This is a genomic window from Thioalkalivibrio sp. ALE9 (genome assembly GCF_000377445.1).
Classification (GTDB): Bacteria; Pseudomonadota; Gammaproteobacteria; order Ectothiorhodospirales; family Ectothiorhodospiraceae; genus Thioalkalivibrio.
In genome coordinates this window covers 73,339-93,902 of the sequence record NZ_KB898127.1, presented here as the reverse complement: position 1 = coordinate 93,902, position 20,564 = coordinate 73,339, and the positions used below count along the sequence as shown (strand labels likewise).

Below are 20,564 nucleotides of genomic sequence, written 5' to 3'. Positions count from 1 at the left end.
TAGGCTGCCTACTTTAGGGAGACGCTGATATAAACGCACGTCCGCGTTGGTGCCCCCCAGTTTTTCGAGACAAACGTTCCGAGACAAGGCGCGTCGTGCAGCGGGTAGTGGTTCTACCCGCCCGTTTTGGATGGATTCGGGGCGCAACGCAGGATCGGGGAACAGGGGGCACCAACCCCACAAGCCATTGAAAGCAGGGGCTCGGCCGCCCGTTGTTGATCAAAAACGGGCGCGGGAACGGCGTTGCGGTTCCCTTGTGCAGAATGACTGCACGGCAGTCACCGCGCATTAAACGCACGCAAAAGCGACTGGAGCGCGGACGTGCGATTCAATCAGCGTCTCCCTAGGAGGTCCCCGCCGGGTACGCACATGGGCGCGCGTTCCGTGGCGGCTCCCCGGCCCGGTGCGGCCCGGCCGCACATCTCACCGGTGGATGCGGAAGCCCTCGCCCTGGTCCTGTTCGAGGTCGATCCGCAGGCGCTGGTGACTCCAGCCGTCCTGCGAGCAGCGGGCCTCGATCTGCAGGAATCGCTTGCCATCGGGGATCGACAGCCGGCGCAGGCTGCGGGTAAACGGCTGCTCGTTGACATGCGGGTGGTGCAGGATGCGTTCACCGAGGACGTTCCCATCGGCGTCCAGCACACGCCAGGCATCGGCATAGTGATCCCAGCCGGTATCGGGATGCTCCACGGTGACGGCGACCCGCCACTGGTTCGGGCCGCTGGCATGCAGCTGGGCCTCCAGCATGTCGACCGGGTTTGCCTGAGCGGGCAGGGCCAGAAGGCCCAGAAGGGTGGCGAGGGTCAGTCTCTTCGTGCACATGGCAAGGCTCCTTTTGCCGATCGGGGTGAATGCGTTCCTGCGGTTACCGGGCGGGACGCCCCCGGGGCCGGATTGATTTCACGCGCCCTGTACCCGGTTGCGCCCGGCGTGCTTGGCCGCGTACAGGGCGCGGTCGGCCCGGTCCACCAGGGATTCCGCGCTCTCGCCTGGCTTCAGCTGGGCGACGCCGAAGCTGGCGGTCAGTGGCTGTCCGGTCTGGAAGTCGTGGGTCTCCAGGCAGTGGCGCAGGTCCTCGGCCAGCCGGGCTGTGGCGGCGATGTCATCTTGCGGGCAGAGAATGAGGAACTCCTCGCCACCCCAGCGCGCGGCCCGATCAGTGGCGCGGATACGGCCCGTGATCAGCCGCCCGACCGCGGTCAGTACCGCGTCGCCGCGACCATGTCCCAGGGTATCGTTGATCGGCTTGAAGTGATCAAGGTCCAGCAGGATCACGCTGAGCGGGCTCGCGTGACGCTCGGCCCTCAGGATCTCTTCGGCCAGGGCCTCACTGGCCTTCATGCGGTTGTTCAATCCGGTCAACGGGTCGGTGGTGGCGAGATGTTCCAGGCGTTGCTGGGCGGCCTCCAGGGAGTGCGTGCGTTCCCGCACCAGGCGTTCGAGCACCTGTGCGCACTCCTCCAGCTCTTTCACCGGGTAGGGCTCGTCGTCTCCATGGACGCTCGCGGGGAAGGAGCCATGCAGGTGCGCCAGGCGCCAGCCGTCGGCGGTCGCGTGCAGCACCAGGCTGGCGCGAAGGCCGTTCAGTCGGACCCGCTGCCCGCGGGTGTCCAGCATCATGTCGAAGATCAGCATGACCAAGGCCACGTCATCGGTCAGCAGTCGGACGTCCTCGCGATGAATGGTGTAATCGAAGGGTTCCGGTACCTGTTCGATGTCGCGCCCGACGATGCGCCCGACCTCTTCCGGGGTGAAGGCGGCCTCGTCGGCACCAGTGCCAAAGCCGCTGACCGCGGGGGTGTGAAGGCGCAGCAGGGCCGCGAGGTCGCGCTGGCGCAGCCAGGCGTCCAGGTAGGCGTGGACCGTGCCGCGGATCGCCTCCGTGCGTGGATCTGTCATGTACGGGTTGAGTTCAGTCGATGCCGACGGCGCGCTGTTCCTGGCGGATCCAGGCGATGATGTGGGCGGTCTCCTCGCCGGTGACGCCCGCCACCGGCGGCATGTCGCCGAACTCCCAGTGATGCTGGTGCACGCCCAGGGCCACCGCGCGATGGAAGGTGATGTCCGGGTGGTGCGAAGGCTCGTAGATGCGGTGGATCAGCGGCGGGCCCTGGTCGGTGCCGCGGGCGTCCTCGCCGTGGCACTGCATGCAGTTGGCGCGGAACAGCGAGCGCCCGGCCTCGGGGTCGGCGGCGAAGTCCTCTGGCGGCAGGCTGTAGTCGAGCTGCGCGGTGGAGCCGGAGGCCGCGCTCGAGTCTTCGCCGGATGCCTGCGCAGGCGGCTCGGCGGCGGTGTCCGGTTCCGGGGCGTCGGAACAGGCGGTCAACGCGAACAGGGCCAGCAAGGCGGCGGGCAGGAGGCGGGCGGTTGTCGGCATCGGGCGTCCTGGATTTTGGTATTCAGGCGGGGAGTTTATCGCGGCGGGTCACGGCGGGCGACTGCGCACCGGGAGGGATTGCGGCCGGCGCGGGGCGGTTGTGGCGCTGGTGGCTTGCAGCAGTGGCGGGCATTCGGCAGTCTTCGTGGCTTGTCTTCCCGTCTGGAGTACGTCCATTGGAACCCTCGGGTCTTGCAGCTGGAGAAGCGCAGGGAAGCGCTCCGGCGGCGGCGCCACTGGAGATCCTGCGCGAGACCTTCGGCTACACGGAATTTCGCGGTCAGCAACAGGCCATCGTCGAGCATGTGACCGCGGGTGGCGACGCCGTGGTGCTGATGCCCACCGGCGGTGGCAAGTCGCTGTGCTACCAGATCCCCGCGCTGGCGCGGCCCGGGTGCGGCATCGTGATCTCGCCGCTGATCGCGCTGATGCAGGATCAGGTGGCGGCCCTGCGCCAGAACGGCGTGGCGGCCGCCAGTCTGGATTCCGGCCAGAAGGCGGACGAGGCCCGCTCCGTGCTGGCCGCGCTGCATGCGGGCGAACTGGATCTGCTGTACATGTCGCCGGAGCGCCTGTTCGCCGCGGGCATGCTGGAGCGCCTGGAGGGTATCGAGCTGGCGCTGTTCGCCATCGACGAGGCCCACTGCGTCTCGCAATGGGGGCATGACTTCCGCCCGGAGTACAGCCAGCTGGCGGTGCTGGCCGAACGCTTCCCGCAGGTGCCGCGTCTGGCCCTGACGGCGACGGCGGACGGGCCCACTCGCCAGGAGATCCGCGAGCGGCTGCGCCTGGAGCAGGCCCGTGCCTTTGTCAGCTCGTTCGATCGCCCCAATATCCGCTACCGCATCGCCCAGGCCGACGGGGGGCGCGGCGGTTCCGCACGCGACCGGCTGCTGCGCTTCATCCGCGAGGAGCACGCGGGCGAGGCCGGTATCGTCTACTGCCTGTCGCGCAAGAAGGTCGAGGCCGTGGCCGAGTGGCTGGTGGAGCAGGGCATTACCGCGCTGCCCTATCACGCGGGTCTGCCGGCGGCGACCCGCGCGGCTAACCAGACCCGATTCCTGCGCGAGGAGGGCGTGGTGATGGTGGCGACCATCGCCTTCGGTATGGGTATCGACAAGCCGAACGTGCGCTTCGTGGCTCACCTGAACCTGCCCAAGAGCCTGGAGGGCTACTACCAGGAGACCGGCCGCGCCGGGCGCGACGGCCTGCCCGCGAATGCCTGGATGGTCTATGGCCTGCAGGATGTGGTCACCCTGCGCCAGATGCTGGAGGGCTCGCAGGCCGGCGCCGAGCGCCAGCGCATCGAGCAGCAAAAGCTGGAGGCGATGCTCGGGTTCTGCGAGATCACCAGTTGCCGGCGCCAGGCCCTGCTTGCCTACTTCGACGAGCGCATGCCCGAGCCCTGCGGGACCTGCGACAACTGCATGCAGCCGCCGGCCACCTGGGATGCCAGTGTCCCGGTGCAGAAGCTCCTGTCCTGCATCTACCGCACCGGCGAGCGCTTCGGCGCGGGGCACGTGATCGACGTGCTGCGCGGCTCCGCGAGCGAACGCCTGAGCCGCCTCGGTCACGACCGCCTGAGCACCTTCGGGATCGGCAAGGAACTGGACAAGGCGCAGTGGCGCGGCGTGGTGCGTCAGCTGCTCGCCCGCGGTCTGCTGCGTCTGGACGAGGAGGGCTACGGCGGGCTGAAGCTGGACCCGGCCTGTCGCCCGGTGCTGCGCGGCGAGGATTCGATCCACCTGGGCGAGGAGGTGGCGCGCCCGGAACGCGAGGCGCGCACGGCCCGCCCGGCCCGCCGCGACACCGCCCGCAGTGTGGCGGCGATGGACAGCGAGGACCGCGCGCTGTGGGAGGCCCTGCGCGCATTGCGCACCGACCTTGCGCGCGATCAGGGGGTGCCGCCCTACGTGATCTTCAGTGATGCCACGCTGCTGGAGATGGTTGCGGCCGCCCCGCGCAGCCGTGACGAGATGGCCGGGATCTCCGGGGTCGGCCAGCACAAGCTGGAGCGCTATGGCGATGCCTTCATCAAGGCCATCGAGGGGCATTTCGGGCTATAGTGGTGCGAAAAACCACGCCGCAATACGATTTCGGGGAGACCGCGTGACCGACAAAAGCTTCCTTGAGGATTTCTACCGCCATCGCGACGGTCAACTGGTCGTGACCCCGGAGCAGGGCAGTGACTTTGCCAAGACGCTCGCCGGCGATTTCAATCCGATTCACGATGCCGACAACCGGCGCTTCTGCGTGCCGGGCGATCTGCTGTTCGCGCTGGTGCTGGATACCTACGGCGCCAGCGCGAACATGCACTTCCGCTTTACCGGCATGGTGGGGGGCAACGTGCCGCTGATCTTCCCGGAGGCCCCGGGCGAGGCCTTTGCGATTACCGACGACAATGGCAAGAGCGTGATCGAGGTCGAGCGCTCCGGCGCGGTGATCGACGAGCCCAACGCGATCGAATCCCTGATCCGCAGTTATGTGAGCTTCTCCGGGCAGAACTTCCCGCATGTGCTGGTGCCGCTGATGGAGGAGCACGGCGTGATGGTGAACCCGAAGCGCCCGCTGGTGATGTACGAGCGCATGGGCTTCCGCCTGCCCGAGCCGCTGGCCGCCAGCGCCGGGGTGCCGGAGCCGCGCCTGAAGGACGCGGTGATGACCGTCAACGGCAAGCGCGGCGAGATCCGCCTGGACTACGAGCTGGTGATCGATCAGTCCGTAGTCGCCGACGGCAGCAAGCACCTGGTGCTGAGCGGCCTGCGCCCGTTCGATGCCGCCGACGTCGAGCAACTCGTCGCCGACTACGAGAGCTGGAAGGCCGCCTACTTCAACCAGACCGCAGCCCGCGCCCACGCCTGAACGTTTTTATTCACCACGAAGCGCACGAAGGCACGAAGAAGGTCAAGGGCTTGGAGCGGACAGGAAGGCGAGAAGATCGGAAGATAGGCAAGATACGGCTGATCCGGGCGATGCAGTTAATAGCCCTCGATGGCCGGCCGCCCCCCGAGTCCATCTAACCGATCGTTTTTACTTCTAGTCTTCCCATCTTCCTGTTAACCGCCCTTGACCTGGCCCTTCTTCGTGCCTTCGTGTGCTTCGTGGTGAAAAAAGTCAGTAGAACTGGCCGAGTGCGGAGCGGACCTGGACCTCGGTCTCGGGCGTCAGGTGGTCGGCGAGCTTCAGCGGGTGGTCCGGCAGCAGCAGCACCACCGAGGACCCGAGGTTGAAGCGGCCCATCTCGGCCCCGCGTTCCAGGGTGATATCGCGGTCCGGATACTCGCTTACGCTGATCTCGCGCCCCCGCGGCGGGGTGACCTCGCCGGCCCAGACGGTCTCGATGGAACCGACGTTCTGGGCACCGATCAGGGCCATGGCCATCGGGCCAACAGGCGTGTCGAAGCAGGCCACGACCCGCTCGTTGCGGGCGTACAGCCGGGGTACATGGCGCACGATGCGCGGGGCCACCGAGAACAGCCGCCCGGGCACATGGATCATGTGGGTCAGGGTGCCGGTCAGCGGCATGTGCAGCCGGTGGTAGTGGCGCGGTGACAGATACAGGGTGACGAAGTGTCCGTGGCGGAAGGCCTCCGCCAGATCGTCCTCGCCACCCAGCAGCTCGCGCACGGTGTAGTGATGGCCCTTGGCCTGGAAGATCTGGCCGGCCTCGATGCGCCCGGCCGCGCTGACGCGCGAATCGGCCGGGCTGACCACCGTGTTGGCGTCCCCCTCCAGCGGCCGCGCATCCTCGCGCAGGGCGCGGGTGAACAGTGCGTTGAAACTGGCATAGGCCGCGAGGTCTGGCTCGGCGGCCTCGTCCAGGTTCAGGCCGAAGCGGCGCACGAAGGCGCGCAGCAGGGGCTGCAGGCGCGGCGACTCGATGCGCGCCAGCCAGTGCACGCCGCGCGAAAGGGCGTGCTGGGGCAGCAGGTGCGACAGACGCGCCAGCCAGGGGTCGATCTTGCTCATGCGGAGTCCGTGGGTGGGTTACGTACAGGGCGGTAGCGAGACGGTATGATGACCGCCCTCGCACGTAACGGAAAGACCGGGCATGGATTCGACCACCGGATTGCGCAGCCTGCGCGACTTCATTCGCTTCGGCGCCAGTCAGTTTCGCGGCGCCGGCCTGAGCTTCGGGCATGGCACCGACAACGCCTTCGACGAGGCCGCCTGGCTGGTACTGCACACCCTGCATCTGCCGCTGGATCTGCCCGAGTCCTGGTGGGATGCCCGCCTGAGCGAGGTCGAGCGCACGCGGGTGGTCGCGGTGCTGCGCGAGCGGGTCGCCACGCGCAAGCCCGCGGCCTATCTGACCCGCGAGGCCTGGTTCGCCGGGGTGCCGTTCTATGTCGACGAGCGCGTGCTGGTGCCGCGCTCGCCGCTGGCCGAGCTGATTGCCGCAGGCTTCGAGCCCTGGGTCGACCCCGATGGCGTGACCCGCGCGCTGGATCTGTGCACCGGGGGCGGGTGTATCGGGATTGCAATGGCCCTGGCGCTGCCGCAGGCGCGGGTGGATCTGGCGGATGTGTCGACGGATGCGCTGGCGGTGGCGGGGATCAACATCGAGCGCCACCGGGTGGGCGATCAGGTGCGCGCTGTGCAGTCCGACGTGTTCGACGGGCTGGAACCCGGGGATCGCTACGAGCTGATTGTGTCCAACCCCCCATACGTGGATGCCGAGGACATGGCGGCCCTGCCGGACGAATACCGTCACGAACCCGCGCTGGGGCTGGCCGCCGGCGGCGACGGACTGGATATCGTGCGCCGCATCCTGGACGGGGCCCGCGAACACCTGACGGAAGACGGCGTGTTGATCGTCGAGGTCGGCAACAGTCAGGCCGCGGTGGAGGCGGCCTTCCCGGACCTGCCGCTGATCTGGCTGGAGTTCGAGGCGGGCGGGCACGGGGTGTTCCTGGTCTACGCCCGCGATCTCCCCGGCGCCTGACGGCGCTACGGGCGGGAACGCTCGAACGCACGCGAATCCGAAAACCCGCCGGACGGCCCTGTAAACGGCACCGGTGGCGATGCATACTGCGGGGCTATGGAATCACGTCTGGTGGATATGCAGAGTCGGTCCGAGGAAGAGCGGGCCGAGGTCAGCCTGCGCCCGAAGCGGCTCGCGGACTACACCGGCCAGCCCCGCGTAGTCGAGCAGTTGGGGCTGTTCATCGAGGCCGCCCGCCGGCGCGACGAGGCCCTGGATCACACCCTGGTCGCCGGCCCGCCCGGGCTGGGCAAGACCACGCTGGCGCACATCGTCGCCAACGAACTCGGCGTGGGCCTGCGCCAGACCTCTGGTCCGGTACTGGAACGCGCCGGTGACCTGGCCGCCATCCTGACGGCCCTGGAGCCGCGCGATGTCCTGTTCGTCGACGAGATCCACCGCCTGCCGACGGTGGTGGAAGAGGTGCTGTATCCGGCCCTGGAGGACGGCCAGCTGGACATCGTGATCGGCGAGGGCCCGGCAGCGCGCTCGATCAAGGTGGACCTGCCGCCGTTCACGCTGGTGGGCGCGACCACCCGCGCGGGGCTGCTTTCGGCCCCGTTACGTGACCGGTTCGGTATCGTGCAGCGTCTCGATCATTACACTGTCACCGATCTCGCGCATATTGTGGATCGCGCGGCCGGTTTGCTGGGCGTGGGGATCGAGGCCGAGGGAGCCGCGGAGATCGCCCGCCGGGGCCGCGGCACGCCGCGGCTGGCCAACCGCCTGCTGCGGCGGGTACGGGATTTCGCCCAGGTCCGGGCCGATGGCGTGGTGACCCACAACGTGGCGGCGCAGGCGCTCGACCTGCTGGCGATCGATGCCTCCGGGCTGGATGCCCAGGACCGTCGCCTGCTGGAGGTGCTGGTGGAGAAGTTCGACGGTGGCCCGGTCGGGGTCGAGAGCCTGGCCACGGCGATGAACGAGGACCGTGGCACGCTGGAGGATGTGGTCGAGCCCTTCCTGATTCAGCAGGGCTACCTGCAGCGCACTCCGCGCGGGCGCCAGGCGACCCGGCGTACCCTGGCGATGTTCGGCCTGACCCGGATGGACGAGGGCGATCTGCTGACGCCCGCGGCGGAGGGTCCGCGCCAGCCATGACCGCAGCATTCGAGTGGCCGGTGCGGGTGTACTACGAGGATACCGACGCCGGCGGCGTGGTCTATCACGCCAATTACCTGAAATTCATGGAGCGCGCGCGTACCGAATGGCTTCGTGCCCTCGGCTTCGAGCAGGACCGGCTGCGGTCCGAGTATGGAATTGTGTTCGCCGTGCGGCGTCTGGCTGTGGAGATGCAGCGTCCCGCGCATTTCAACGAGGCCCTGACGGTCACCTGCCGGGTCACGCGCATGCGTCGCGCCAGCGTGGAGTTCGCGCAGGTCGTGCAGCGCGAGGCGACGGCGCTGGCAACCGGCGAGGTCGCCATTGCCTGCGTCGATGTGGCCCGGCAGGCGCCGGTGGCGATCCCCGATGAAGTGGCGCGCGCGATGCGGGCGGCGGACGGAACAACGGCATAACGGGAGATGGACAAGTGACAGTCGACTTTTCGATGTACCAGCTGATCATGGACGCCAGTCTGATCGTGCAGCTGGTCATGGTGATCCTGGTGATCGCCTCGGTGCTCTCCTGGCTGGTGATCATCATCAAGGCGCGCTCGCTGAACGCGGCCCAGCGGGCCAGCGACGAGTTCGAGGAACGGTTCTGGTCGGGCGCGGACCTCTCGCACCTGTACGAGGGCGTACGCCGCAAGTCCGAGATGTCCGGCATGGAGCACGTGTTCTCCTCCGGCTTCAAGGAATTCCTGCGTGCCCGCCAGCACGGCATGGTGGCCGGCGAGCCGGCCCATCGCGCGATGCGCGTGGCCATCGCCCGCGAGACCGACGAGATGGAGCGCTATCTGCAGTTCCTCGCCACAGTCGGTTCCACCAGCCCGTACATCGGCCTGTTCGGGACCGTGTGGGGCATCATGCATGCATTTCTCGGGCTCTCCGGGGTGCAGCAGGCTACACTCGCCATGGTCGCTCCGGGGATCGCCGAGGCGCTGATCGCTACCGCGCTGGGCCTGTTCGCGGCCATCCCGGCGGTCATCGCCTACAACCGCTTTGCCGGGGACGTCGATCGCGTGGCCTCGCGCCTGGAGAACTTCAGCGACGAGTTCGTGGCCCTGCTGAACCGCCAGGGCGCGGGCAAGCCGGCCGAGGGCGCCGCCGGGGCGCCGGCCTGAACCATGGCCGAGTCGCGTCGCAACAGCCGCCGCCTGCGGCGGCCCATGTCGCAGATCAACGTCGTGCCGTTCATCGACGTGATGCTGGTCCTGCTGATCATTTTTATGATCACCGCCCCGATGCTGCAGCAGGGGGTGGAGGTCGATCTGCCGGAGGCCGATGCCGAGGCCCTGGACGAGGATCCATCCGCGGCCGAGCCACTGGTGGTCACCGTGGATGCTTCCGGGGCCATGAGCCTGAACCAGGGCCCGTACGTGAACGAGCCGCTGGCGCCGCAGGAGATGACCGAGATCGTGCGCGAGTTCCTCGCCGAGAATCCGGGCACCCAGACCTTCGTGCGCGGGGACCGCAACGTGGACTACGGCCGGGTGATCGATGCAATGGTCGCCCTGCAGCGCGCCGGGGGCGGTCGTGTCGGCTTGATCACCGAACCGCCACGTAACAACCAGGACTGAGCTACACGCCGTGTTCGAGCTCCTGCGCCGTCACCCCCTCAGCCTGCTCCTCGTCCTGATTCTGCACGGGGTGCTGTTCGCGGCGTTGCTGCTGAACGTGAGCCTGATGTCGCCGACCTCGACCCGGGCGGCGGTGGAGATCGCGGTGCAGGAGGATATCGAGGTGATCGACGCGGTCGCGGTGGATGCCGAGACCTTCGATCGTGTCGAGCACCAGCGCGAGGTGGCCGAACAGGAGCAGGTCGCCGAGCAGCTGCGCGCCGAGGAGGAACGCCGCCGTGCCGAGGAGCAGGCCCGGCGCGAGGAGGAACGTCGCCAGGCCGAGGAACAGCGCCGCCGCGAGGAAGAGGAGCGCGCGCGCCAGCAGGCGCTGGAGGAGGCCGAGCAGGCGCGCCGCGAGGCGGAGGAAGAACGCCAACGCGCGCGCGAGGAGGCCGAGGCCGAGCGCGAGCGCATCCGCCAGGAACGCGAGGCCGCGGAACAGGCGCGGCGTGAGGCCGAGGAGGCGCGCGAACGCGAGGAAGCCGAGCGGCGGGAGCGCGAGGAGGCGGAGCGCCAGGCGCGGGAAGAGGCGGAGCGGCGCGAACGCGAGGAGGCCGAACGCCGCGAGCGGGAGGAGGCCGAGCGTCGCGCCGAGCAGGAGCGTGAACTGGAAGAGCAGCGCCGGCGCGAGGCGATGGAGCGCGAGCGCGAACGTCTGGCCGAGGCACAGGCGCAACGCGAGGCCGCCGAGCGCCAGGCGCAGCTGGATCAGGAGCTGAACGAATGGCGTGCCCAGGTGCAGTCGGTGGTGCAGCGGCGCTGGCGCCAGCCCTCGGGCCTGGATGCGTCAGACCGTGCCATTGTTCTCGTGCGTGTCAACGAGACCGGGCGTATCATCAATTTCGATATCGAGAGCTGCTCGGGCGGGTCCGCCTTCTGCGAATCGGTCCGCCAGACCATGGACCGTTTGTCCTCGCTGCCGCGTCCGCCCGACGCGGATGCCGTGCGCGGCGGGGTGCGCATCCGTTTCGAGCCCGACTGACCGGCCCGCTCCCAACCGGGCCACGAGGAACACCATGCAACGAATGATTCACGCGATGCTGCTGGGGCTGGCGCTGCTGTGGTCGGCGCAGGCTCACGCGGTGCTGGAAGTGACCGTGACCGAGGGTGTGACCGGGGCCATTCCGGTCGCGGTCGCACCGTTCACCTGGGAGGGCGAGGGCCGCCCGGACGAGGATGTGGGGCGAATCCTGGCCGCGAATCTGACCCGTAGCGGTCTGTTCGACGTCGAGCGCGAGGGGCTGCCGCGGGCCCCCTCGGGCCCGGCCGACTTCATCGCGCAGCCCTGGGCCGACGCCGGCATGGAGTACCTGGTGGTGGGCTCCAAGCGCCCGGACGGGGACAACGTGATCGTGGAGTTCCACGTGTTCGACGTGCTGGCGGAGGAGCGCCTGGGTGGCTGGCGCATCCCGGTGCCCGCGGACATGCTCCGGAGGGGCGCCCACCGCGTATCGGACATCGTCTACGAACAGATCACCGGCGACCCGGGCGCCTTCAGCGCGCGTATCGCGTTCGTCAGTGTCGAGCGCCGGAACGACTCGCGCACCTTCCGACTGGAGGTGGCCGACTCCGACGGGGCCAATCCGCGGACTCTGTTCCGCTCCGAGGATCCGATCATGTCGCCGGACTGGTCCCCGGATGGCCGCGAGCTGGTCTACGTCTCGTTCGAGAACCGCCGTTCCGAGGTCTTTCGCCAGAATGTGGAGACCGGCGAGCGCTCGCGCATCGCCAGCTTCACCGGGATCAACAGTGCCCCGGCCTGGTCCCCGGACGGTCGCCAACTGGCGCTGAGCCTGTCGCGCGACGGCTCGCCGAACATCTATGTGATGGACCTGGCCTCCGGGGATCTGCGGCAGCTGACACGTTCCAGCGCGATCGAGACCGAGCCGGTCTGGTCGCCGGACGGCGAGACGATCTATTTCACCTCCGACCGGGCGGGGGCCCCGCAGATCTACGCCCAGCCAGCCGGCGGCGGGAATGCGCGGCGTCTGACCTTCGAGAGCGGCTACGCGGCCGCCGCCACCATCTCGCCGGACGGGCGGTCGCTGGTGTATGTCCATGGGGGTGACGGCGGATTTCAGCTGGCCCGACTCGATCTGGATGACCGCCGTGTGACGCGCCTCACGGACGGACGCGATGCAGAGTCGCCAAGCTTTGCCCCCAATGGCAGCATGATCCTGTATGCCATGACCGACGGGGGACGGGGCGTGCTCGGTTCCGTCAGCCGCGACGGCCAGGTGCACCAGCGTCTGGCCGCCCGCGAAGGCGAGGTGCGCGAGCCGGCCTGGTCACCCCTGAACTGATTTTCGGACCCTTTGACTGTCACCTTCTTTCGAGGAACCAACACCATGAACAACGCGTTTCGTCTGACCCTTGCCGCCGTGGTGATCGCGGCCCTGTCGGCTTGTGCCACTCCGACCCGCGATGCCGAGGATGCCGAGCGTGCCGCCGAGCGCGAACGTGCCGCCGAGCAGGAGCGGGCCGAACGGGAGGCCGCCGAGGCCCGTGGTATCGGTCGCGACCGGGAGTTCGATGCCGCCGCCCTGGACGACCCGGACAGTCCGCTGGCCGAGCGCCTGGTCTACTTCGACTTCGACCGTGACGAGGTGAAGTCCGAATTCATGCCGATGCTGGAGGCCCACGCGGCCTACCTGGCGGAGAACCCCGGCGCGCGCATGCGCCTGGAGGGGCATACGGATGAGCGCGGCACCCGCGAATACAACCTGGCCCTGGGCGAACGCCGTGCGCAGTCCGTGCGGCGGGTGCTGAATCTGAACGGCGCCTCGGATGACCAGCTCGAGGTCATCAGTTATGGTGAGGAGATGCCGGTGGCCTTCCAGCAGAACGAGGAGGCCTGGGCCAAGAACCGCCGGGTCGAGCTCGTCTACGAATCCCGGCGCTGAGTCAGGGTAGGTAAACCCGGGAAGCCAGATGCGATCGATGTTCAGCACGTCTTGCGGAGATGCCCCCTCGGGGGCATTTCTGTTTCGGAACCCGGCGCGCCCGGGGCCGTTCCTGGCGGCCATGCTGGCCGCGGCCTTTGTCCTGACCCCGCTGGCTCTGATGCCGGGGACCGCCGGGGCGCAGGACGACACCGTGTTCGCGACCCAGTCGCAGATCCGCCAGCTGGATCGGCGCCTGGACCGTATCGAACGCGTGCTGGACTCCAGCGCGATGAACGAGCTGCTGCAGGTCTCCGAGTCGCTGAACCGGGACCTGCGCGAACTGCGCGGGGAGGTGGAGACCCTGCGCCACGAGGTGAACCGCCTCAGTACCCGTCAGCGCGACCAGTTCCGCCACCTGGACGAGCGCGTGGCCGCCGTCGAGGGCGGGGCTCCGGTGCCGGACGCAACCCCGCGCGAGGAGGTGGTCGAGCTGGATCTGCCGGAGGCCGACGAGCAGGCCGCCTATCAGGAGGCCTTTGACGATCTGATGGCCGGTGATTACGCCACCGCCATGCGCAAGCTGGAGCGTTTCATCGAGGATTACCCCGAGGGGAGCTTTACCGCGAATGCGTGGTACTGGCTGGCGGAGGCGAAGTACGCCAGCGGCGAATTCGAGGCGGCGCTCGAGGACTTCCAGCGCCTGCGCGAGGATTTCCCCGAAAGCGACAAGAGTGGGGATGCACTGCTGAAGATCGGGTACTCCCACTACGAGCTGGAGGACTTCGATGCGGCCCGCGAGGCCCTGGAGGCAGTGCGTGCCGACTATGGCGGTACGACACTGGACCGCCTGGCCCGCGAACGCCTGCAGCGGATCGATCGCGCCCAATGACCACCGCCCCGTTGCGTGACGCCCGTGGCTCGGGGGTCGTCGACCCGGCGTCGGTGCGGCTGCGGATCAGCGAGATGTTTGTCTCGCTGCAGGGCGAGGCGGCGCAGGTCGGCTGGCCCACAGCCTTCGTGCGCCTGACCGGTTGCCCGCTACGCTGCCGCTGGTGCGACAGCGAATACGCCTTCGAGGGCGGCGAGGCGCTGATGTTGCCGACGGTCCTCGACTGGGTCGGGCGCACCGGGGTGCGGCATGTCTGCGTGACCGGTGGTGAACCCCTGGCCCAGCCGGGCTGCCTGCCGCTACTGGAGGCACTATGCGACGCCGGGTTCACGGTGTCGCTGGAGACCAGCGGGGCGATGGACATCGCCGGTGTCGACCCCCGGGTCGCCATCGTGATGGACTGGAAGGCGCCGGGCTCGAGGGAGGCCGAACGCAACCTCCCCGATAACATTCCGCGGCTGAAGGCCGGGGACCAGCTGAAGTTCGTGCTGGCCGGGCGCACAGACTTTGACTGGGCCCGGGCCGAGCTCGAGCGCCTGGGGCTGGACCCGGAGGTCGAGGTCCTGTTCTCGCCCGTGTTCGGCGAACTGGAGCCGCGGACCCTGGCTGACTGGATCGTGGCCGAACGTGTGCCGGTACGCTTCCAGGTTCAGCTGCACAAGCTCCTCTGGGGCGATCAGCCGGGCCGCTGATATGAACGAACGCGCGGAACAGGCCGTGGTGCTGCTCTCGGGCGGGCTCGACTCGGCGACCTGCCTGGCCATGGCGCGCGCCGAAGGCCTGGAGTGCCATGCCCTGTCCATTGACTATGGACAGCGCCACCGGACCGAGCTGGAGGCTGCGCGGCGGGTCGCCGCGGACCAGGGCGTGACCGACCACCGCGTGGTGGCGGTGGACCTGAGCGCCATCGGTGGCTCGGCGCTGACAGACACGGCGATCGACGTACCGACCGCGCCGACCGAGGGCATCCCGGTGACCTACGTGCCGGCGCGCAACACGGTGTTTCTGGCCCTGGCCCTGGGGCTGGCCGAGACCCTGGACGCGCGGCTGCTCTACGTCGGCGCCAATGCGGTGGACTATTCCGGTTATCCGGATTGCCGTCCGGCCTTCATCGACGCGTTCCGCGACCTGGCCCGGGTGGCCACCCGCAGCGGGGTCGAGGGCACGCCCTGGGAGGTGCGGGCGCCGCTGATGCACCTGTCCAAGGCCGAGATCATCCGGGCGGGCAGCGAGCTCGGGGTGGACTACCGCCACACGGTCAGCTGCTATCAGGCCGATGCCGAGGGGCGCGCCTGCGGCCGCTGCGACAGTTGCCGCATCCGGCGCGAGGGCTTTGCTGCGGCCGGCGTGCCGGACCCGACCCGCTATATCCCCGCGTGATGCCCGCCGGCAGCCCGCCGGCTGCATGTTCGTTCCCGCAGGAATGAAAACGGGCTCGATCTCGTCTAGCGTCCGATGTATGCTGCGCACCCCGTGGGTGCAGGCCTGCCCTGAAATCTTTCGTCGAGAGGATACGTGATGGAATTCTCCAGTTTTTCAACTGCCGCGATGGCGTTCCTCGGTGGGGCGTTCATCCTCGCCTTCATCATGGGGGCCGTGGCGAACAAGACCAACTTCTGCACCATGGGCGCCGTCTCCGACTGGGTGAACATGGGTGATACCGGGCGTATGCGCTCCTGGCTGCTAGCGATCGCCGTGGCCATGCTGGGCGTGGCCATCCTCGAGTTCTTCGGGGTGCTGAGCGCCGACGGTTCCTTCCCGAACTACCGCATGAGCGAGTTCCAGTGGGTCGAGCATGCCTTTGGCGGCTTCCTGTTCGGGATCGGCATGACCTACGCCTCCGGCTGCGGGAACAAGACCCTGGTGCGCGTCGGTGGCGGCAACATCAAGTCGCTGATGGTGCTGATCGTGATCGCGATCATCGCCTACTACATGGTGCGCCCGCTGCCGGGTACTTCCGATACCCTCTATTCCCTGCTGTTCATGGACTGGACCACCGCGCTGGCCATCTCCACCCCGGCGGGCCAGGACCTGGGTACCCTGGTGGCCGGCGAAGAGAACGGCCTGACCGCCCGCCTGGTGCTGGGCGCGGTGATCGGCGTGCTGCTGCTGGCCCTGATCTTCAAGGCCGCGGACTTCCGCAAGAGCTTTGACAACATCCTGGGCGGTCTGGTGATCGGCCTGATGGTGCTCGGCGCCTGGTGGCTGACCAGCAACATCCAGATCGACGATGGCATGGACACCTATACCCCGCAGGCCTACGTGGCCGATTGGGACTTCGTGGCCGATGCAGACGCGGGTGAGCGCCCGTCCGAGAGTGCCCCGTGGGCCAACCAGTCGTTCACCTTCATCAATCCGATGGGCCAGAGCCTGCGTTACGTGTCGAGCGGGTTTGACAACACCGTGCTGTACTTCGGCGTGATGGCGCTGGCCGGCGTGATCCTCGGCTCCTTCTTCTGGGCCCTGGTTACCCGTGCGTTCCGCTTCGAGTGGTTTGCCTCGGTGCGCGACTTCGTGAACCACTTCATCGGCGCGATCCTGATGGGCTTCGGTGGCGTGCTGGCGATGGGCTGCACCATCGGTCAGGGCATCACCGGGATCTCCACGCTCGCGCTGGGCGGCTTCCTGACCTTCATCATGATCGTCTTCGGGGCCGCGCTGACCATGAAGATCCAGTACTACAAGATGGTCTACGAAGACGAGGCCTCCTTCGGCAAGGCGCTGATCACCTCGCTGGTGGACATGAAGCTGCTGCCGGGTGGCATGCGCAAGCTGGAAGCCATCTGATGGCGTAGCGGCGGGGGCGCCTTGCGTTTTCCCCGCCGCGCCGTAAACTACGCGGCACTGGAGGCCCGGTGATCCCGGGCCTTCGGTTTTGCAGCTCGGCCAGGGCGACCCGCGGGGTCGCCGCCGGCCAAACCGAAAAGGGTCGTTAGCTCAGTTGGTAGAGCAGTTGGCTTTTAACCAATTGGTCGTAGGTTCGAATCCTACACGACCCACCATTTTCTCCGGTCCCCGCGCCGGCACAAGGGCCCGTTCATACGGGCCTTTTGTGTTTGTGGGCGGGGAACACGCTAGAATGCGCGGCTAACGCGCGAACACAACAAGAGTTTTCTGCAAGATCGCGAAAGTGGCGGAACTGGTAGACGCGCTGGGTTTAGGTCCCAGTGGGGTAAAACCCGTGAGAGTTCGAGTCTCTCCTTTCGCACCACAGTCCGCATTTCCCAACGCCATGAAGGTTACCACTGCGATCGGCAGGGATGACCGATATCCGAACTATGACGAGGCCCTCCATGCAAGTTTCTGTTGAAGCCACCGGCAACCTGGAACGCAAGATGACCATCCAGGTCCCCTCCGAGCGGGTCGACACCGAGGTCGACAACCGCCTGAAGTCCCTGGCCAAGCGGGTCAAGCTGGACGGGTTTCGCCCGGGCAAGGTCCCGCTGAAGGTGGTGCGCCAGCGCTATGGCACCGGCGTCTACCAGGAGGTGCTGAGCGAGGTCCTGCAGGAGAGCTACCGCGAGGCGGTGCAGCAGGAGGGCCTGGAACCGGCCGGTAACCCGAGCATCGAGCCGACCAGCCTGGAGGGCGGCGACGCCATCGAGTTCACCGCCAGCTTCCAGGTGTTCCCGGAGGTGCAGGTGGCCGACTTCGCCGACGTCGAGATCGAGCGGCCGAAGGCCGAGGTGGCGGACGAGGACATCGACCGCGTGATTGACTCGCTGCGCGAGCAGAACAAGGAGTGGGCCGAGGTCAAGCGCAAGGCGAAGAAGGGCGACCGTGTCACCCTGGACTTCGTCGGCACCCTGAACGGCGAGGAGTTCGAGGGCGGCAAGGCCGAGGACTTCCAGGTCGAGGTCGGCGCCGGGCGCCTGATCGAGAGCTTCGAGAAGCAGCTCAAGGGCGTGAAGGCCGGCGAGGAGCCGACCATCGACGTCACCTTCCCCGAGGATTACCCGGCGGAGAACCTGAAGGGCCAGACCGCGCAGTTCGCCCTGACCATCAAGCAGGTCGAGGGGCCCAAGCTGCCGGAGGTCGACGAAGAGTTCGCGAAGAAATTCGGCATCGAGGACGGCTCGGTGGAGAAACTTCGCGCTGATGTGCGGTCCAACATGGAGCGGGAACTGCGTCAGGCCCTGAAGGGCCGGGTGAAGCAGCAGGTCCTGGAGGCCGTGGTCGACAAGCACGACTTCGACCTGCCGGACGCCCTGGTGAAGTCGGAGATCAACCGTCTGCGCGAGGAAGCCGAGAAGCGCTTCGGTGGCGCCGAGCAGACCCAGCCGCTGCCGGACAGCCTGTTCGAGGACGAGGCGAAGCGCCGTGTCCGCCTGGGGCTGGCCCTGCGTGCGATCATCGACCAGAAGGGGTTCGAGGTGGACGCCGAGCGCGTCGAGCGCGATCTCGAGGAGATGGCCGCGACCTACGAGGACCCGGAAGAGGTGAAGAACTACTACCGCTCCAATCCCCAGGCCAAGAGCAACCTGGAGTCGCTGGTGCTGGAAGACCAGGTGGTCGACTGGGTGGTCGAGCAGGCCAAGGTCACCGAGAAGGAAACCAGCTTCCAGGACGTCATGAATCCGAACAAGGAGTCGACTGAATGAGCCACGACATGGCCGACCAGGGTGCGCAGCATGCCCAGGGCCTGAACCTGGTCCCGATGGTGGTCGAACAGACCGCCCGCGGCGAGCGCGCCTACGACATCTATTCCCGTCTGCTGAAGGACCGGGTCATCTTCTGTGTGGGTCCGGTCGAGGACTACATGGCCAACGTGATCGTGGCTCAGCTGCTGTTCCTCGAGTCGGAGAACCCGGACAAGGAGATCAGCCTGTACATCAACTCCCCGGGGGGTGCGGTCACCGCCGGCATGGCGATCTACGACACCATGCAGTTCATCAAGCCCGAGGTCAGCACGCTGTGCGTGGGCCAGGCCGCGAGCATGGGCGCTGTTCTGCTGGCGGGCGGGGCCCCCGGCAAGCGCCATACGCTGCCGCACTCGCGGGTGATGATCCACCAGCCGCTGGGCGGCTTTCAGGGTCAGGCGTCGGATATCGATATCCATGCCCGCGAGATCCTGAAGATCCGCGACGAGCTGAACCGCGTACTGGCCCACCACACCGGCCAGCCGATCGAGAAGATCGAGCAGGACACCGATCGCGACCGCTTCATGACCGCGACCGACGCCAAGGAATACGGCCTGGTCGACCACGTCCTGACCCACCGCAACTCCGCGGACGACTGATCCCCTCGTCCGCGCCGATCGCAACCGCGCCCCGGAGACCGGCTCCGGGGCGGGGCCTCAATACCGGACTTCTGCTTGGCCCGTTTGCAACTCACAGGCAAACGGGGCATGTTTTGAAGAACACTGAAATCGCAACCGAGGCAAACGGATGAGCGACGAAACCACCCCCTCCGCCGACGGCAAGCTCCTGTACTGTTCTTTCTGCGGAAAGAGTCAGCACGAGGTGCGCAAGCTGATCGCCGGGCCATCCGTATTCATCTGCGACGAGTGCGTCGAGCTGTGCAATGACATCATCCGCGAGGAGATGCAGGAGGCCGGCCACACCGAGCGGGATTCCCTCCCGACCCCGCACGAGATCCGCGCGATCCTGGACGACTACGTGATCGGCCAGAACTCCGCGAAGAAGATCCTCTCGGTCGCGGTGTACAACCACTACAAGCGTCTGCAGGCCAAGGCCGGCAAGGACGATGTCGAGCTGTCCAAGTCGAACATCATGCTGATCGGCCCGACCGGCTCCGGCAAGACGCTGCTGGCCGAGACGCTGGCGCGAGTACTGAACGTCCCGTTCACCATCGCCGACGCGACCACGCTGACCGAGGCCGGTTACGTGGGCGAGGATGTCGAGAACATCATCCAGAAGCTGCTGCAGAAGTGCGACTACGATGTGGAGAAGGCCGAGAACGGCATCGTCTACATCGACGAGATCGACAAGGTCTCGCGCAAGTCGGACAACCCCTCCATCACCCGTGACGTCTCGGGCGAGGGTGTGCAGCAGGCGTTGCTGAAGCTGATCGAGGGCACCACCGCCTCGGTCCCCCCGCAGGGCGGACGCAAGCATCCGCAGCAGGAGTTCCTGCAGGTCGATACCAGCAACATCCTGTTCATCTGCGGCGGGGCCTTCTCCGGGCTGGAGAAGGTCATCCAGCAGCGCGCCGAGAAGGGCGGCATTGGCTTTGGCGCCGAGCTGCGTACCACCGAGGCGGCCAAGTCCGGTGGCCAGTGGCTCAAGCAGCTGGAGGCCGACGACCTGGTGCGCTATGGGCTGATCCCCGAGTTCGTGGGGCGCCTGCCGGTGCAGGCGACCCTGGACGAGCTGGACGAGGACGCGCTGATCACCATCCTGACCCAGCCGAAGAACGCCCTGGTCAAGCAGTATGCCCGTCTGTTCGAGATGGAAGGGGTGGAACTGGAGTTCCGCGACGACGCCCTGTCCGCGATCGCCCACAAGGCGATGGAGCGCAAGACCGGGGCGCGCGGCCTGCGCACCATCATGGAGAACATCCTGCTCGACACCATGTACGAGCTGCCGTCCATGGAAGGCGTCAGCAAGGTGGTGATCGACGAGGCGGTGATCCGCGGCGATGCCGAGCCGTATCTGGTGTACGAGAACGACTCGTTCGCCAAGAAGCAGGCGGCCGCGGATTCCTGAGCGGAAGTGTTGCGGCGCCCTTGAAATGGGCGCCGCCGC

21 protein-coding genes and 2 tRNA genes are annotated in these 20,564 nt (G+C 67.5%); 19 read left to right on the top strand and 4 right to left on the bottom strand.

Annotated elements, in window-relative coordinates:
* Positions 1–423: 423 nt before the first annotated feature.
* The 3 genes from D106_RS0109375 to D106_RS0109365 all read right to left on the bottom strand — a co-directional run bounded on the left by D106_RS0109375 (position 424) and on the right by D106_RS0109365 (position 2,377).
* Positions 424–822: a hypothetical protein gene (locus D106_RS0109375; protein ID WP_018879880.1), complete on the bottom strand. Its 399-nt coding sequence runs from the start codon at positions 820–822 to the stop codon at positions 424–426.
* A 78-nt stretch (positions 823–900) separates the two neighbouring features.
* Positions 901–1,899, bottom strand: a complete 999-nt coding sequence (locus D106_RS0109370; RefSeq protein ID WP_018879879.1) for a diguanylate cyclase — start codon at positions 1,897–1,899, stop codon at positions 901–903.
* Between the two features lie 13 nt (positions 1,900–1,912).
* Complete coding sequence (locus D106_RS0109365) at positions 1,913–2,377, bottom strand: cytochrome c (RefSeq protein ID WP_018879878.1); 465 nt, start codon at positions 2,375–2,377, stop codon at positions 1,913–1,915.
* Between the two features lie 176 nt (positions 2,378–2,553).
* On the opposite strand from D106_RS0109365, the gene recQ reads away from it, so the two are divergent.
* Positions 2,554–4,443: a DNA helicase RecQ gene (gene recQ / locus D106_RS0109360; RefSeq protein WP_018879877.1), complete on the top strand. Its 1,890-nt coding sequence runs from the start codon at positions 2,554–2,556 to the stop codon at positions 4,441–4,443.
* Between the two features lie 43 nt (positions 4,444–4,486).
* Positions 4,487–5,239, top strand: a complete 753-nt coding sequence (locus tag D106_RS0109355) for a DUF3581 family protein (RefSeq protein WP_018867512.1) — start codon at positions 4,487–4,489, stop codon at positions 5,237–5,239.
* Positions 5,240–5,491: 252 nt separating this feature from the next.
* Here D106_RS0109355 and asd read toward each other — a convergent pair whose 3' ends face one another.
* On the bottom strand, positions 5,492–6,346 hold the full coding sequence (gene asd / locus D106_RS0109350) for an archaetidylserine decarboxylase (protein WP_018878523.1): 855 nt from the start codon (positions 6,344–6,346) through the stop codon (positions 5,492–5,494).
* Positions 6,347–6,428: 82 nt separating this feature from the next.
* On the opposite strand from asd, the gene prmB reads away from it, so the two are divergent.
* The 17 genes from prmB (at position 6,429) to clpX (ending at position 20,525) form a co-directional block, all read left to right on the top strand.
* On the top strand, positions 6,429–7,322 hold the full coding sequence (gene prmB / locus D106_RS0109345) for a 50S ribosomal protein L3 N(5)-glutamine methyltransferase (RefSeq protein WP_018879876.1): 894 nt from the start codon (positions 6,429–6,431) through the stop codon (positions 7,320–7,322).
* A gap of 96 nt (positions 7,323–7,418) precedes the next feature.
* The gene (ruvB, locus tag D106_RS0109340; protein ID WP_018867509.1) at positions 7,419–8,462 is read left to right on the top strand and encodes a Holliday junction branch migration DNA helicase RuvB; all 1,044 of its coding nucleotides are present in this window, start codon (positions 7,419–7,421) and stop codon (positions 8,460–8,462) included.
* On the top strand, positions 8,459–8,878 hold the full coding sequence (gene ybgC / locus D106_RS0109335; RefSeq protein ID WP_018867508.1) for a tol-pal system-associated acyl-CoA thioesterase: 420 nt from the start codon (positions 8,459–8,461) through the stop codon (positions 8,876–8,878). Before ruvB ends, ybgC begins: the two co-directional genes overlap by 4 nt.
* Positions 8,879–8,910: 32 nt before the next feature.
* On the top strand, positions 8,911–9,585 hold the full coding sequence (gene tolQ / locus D106_RS0109330; protein ID WP_018867507.1) for a protein TolQ: 675 nt from the start codon (positions 8,911–8,913) through the stop codon (positions 9,583–9,585).
* A 3-nt stretch (positions 9,586–9,588) separates the two neighbouring features.
* Positions 9,589–10,041, top strand: coding sequence for a protein TolR (tolR, locus tag D106_RS0109325; protein ID WP_018867506.1), 453 nt, complete (start codon positions 9,589–9,591; stop codon positions 10,039–10,041).
* A gap of 10 nt (positions 10,042–10,051) precedes the next feature.
* Positions 10,052–11,065, top strand: coding sequence for a cell envelope integrity protein TolA (gene tolA / locus D106_RS0109320; RefSeq protein WP_018879875.1), 1,014 nt, complete (start codon positions 10,052–10,054; stop codon positions 11,063–11,065).
* Positions 11,066–11,099: 34 nt separating this feature from the next.
* Positions 11,100–12,386 (top strand): Tol-Pal system beta propeller repeat protein TolB, encoded by a 1,287-nt coding sequence (gene tolB, locus D106_RS0109315; RefSeq protein WP_038045813.1) that lies wholly within the window; start codon positions 11,100–11,102, stop codon positions 12,384–12,386.
* 45 nt (positions 12,387–12,431) lie between these two features.
* Positions 12,432–12,986 (top strand): peptidoglycan-associated lipoprotein Pal, encoded by a 555-nt coding sequence (pal, locus tag D106_RS0109310; protein WP_018867503.1) that lies wholly within the window; start codon positions 12,432–12,434, stop codon positions 12,984–12,986.
* A gap of 121 nt (positions 12,987–13,107) precedes the next feature.
* A complete protein-coding gene (gene ybgF, locus D106_RS0109305) occupies positions 13,108–13,857 on the top strand; it encodes a tol-pal system protein YbgF (RefSeq protein WP_018867502.1) in 750 nt (249 codons plus the stop codon).
* Entirely contained in the window at positions 13,854–14,549 is a 696-nt protein-coding gene (queE, locus tag D106_RS0109300; RefSeq protein ID WP_018879873.1) for a 7-carboxy-7-deazaguanine synthase QueE, read from the top strand. The genes ybgF and queE overlap by 4 nt, the downstream gene beginning before the upstream one ends.
* Before the next feature lies 1 nt (position 14,550).
* The gene (gene queC / locus D106_RS0109295) at positions 14,551–15,237 is read left to right on the top strand and encodes a 7-cyano-7-deazaguanine synthase QueC (RefSeq protein WP_018867500.1); all 687 of its coding nucleotides are present in this window, start codon (positions 14,551–14,553) and stop codon (positions 15,235–15,237) included.
* A 138-nt stretch (positions 15,238–15,375) separates the two neighbouring features.
* Entirely contained in the window at positions 15,376–16,644 is a 1,269-nt protein-coding gene (locus D106_RS0109290; protein WP_038045809.1) for a YeeE/YedE family protein, read from the top strand.
* A gap of 139 nt (positions 16,645–16,783) precedes the next feature.
* Positions 16,784–16,859 (top strand) — tRNA-Lys (locus D106_RS0109285).
* Positions 16,860–16,981: 122 nt separating this feature from the next.
* Positions 16,982–17,068 (top strand) — tRNA-Leu (locus D106_RS0109280).
* 82 nt (positions 17,069–17,150) lie between these two features.
* Positions 17,151–18,458 (top strand): trigger factor, encoded by a 1,308-nt coding sequence (gene tig / locus D106_RS0109275; RefSeq protein ID WP_026279296.1) that lies wholly within the window; start codon positions 17,151–17,153, stop codon positions 18,456–18,458.
* Positions 18,455–19,096 (top strand): ATP-dependent Clp endopeptidase proteolytic subunit ClpP, encoded by a 642-nt coding sequence (clpP, locus tag D106_RS0109270; protein ID WP_018867497.1) that lies wholly within the window; start codon positions 18,455–18,457, stop codon positions 19,094–19,096. The genes tig and clpP overlap by 4 nt, the downstream gene beginning before the upstream one ends.
* 148 nt (positions 19,097–19,244) lie before the next feature.
* Positions 19,245–20,525, top strand: a complete 1,281-nt coding sequence (gene clpX, locus D106_RS0109265) for an ATP-dependent Clp protease ATP-binding subunit ClpX (protein ID WP_018867496.1) — start codon at positions 19,245–19,247, stop codon at positions 20,523–20,525.
* Positions 20,526–20,564: the final 39 nt, after the last annotated feature.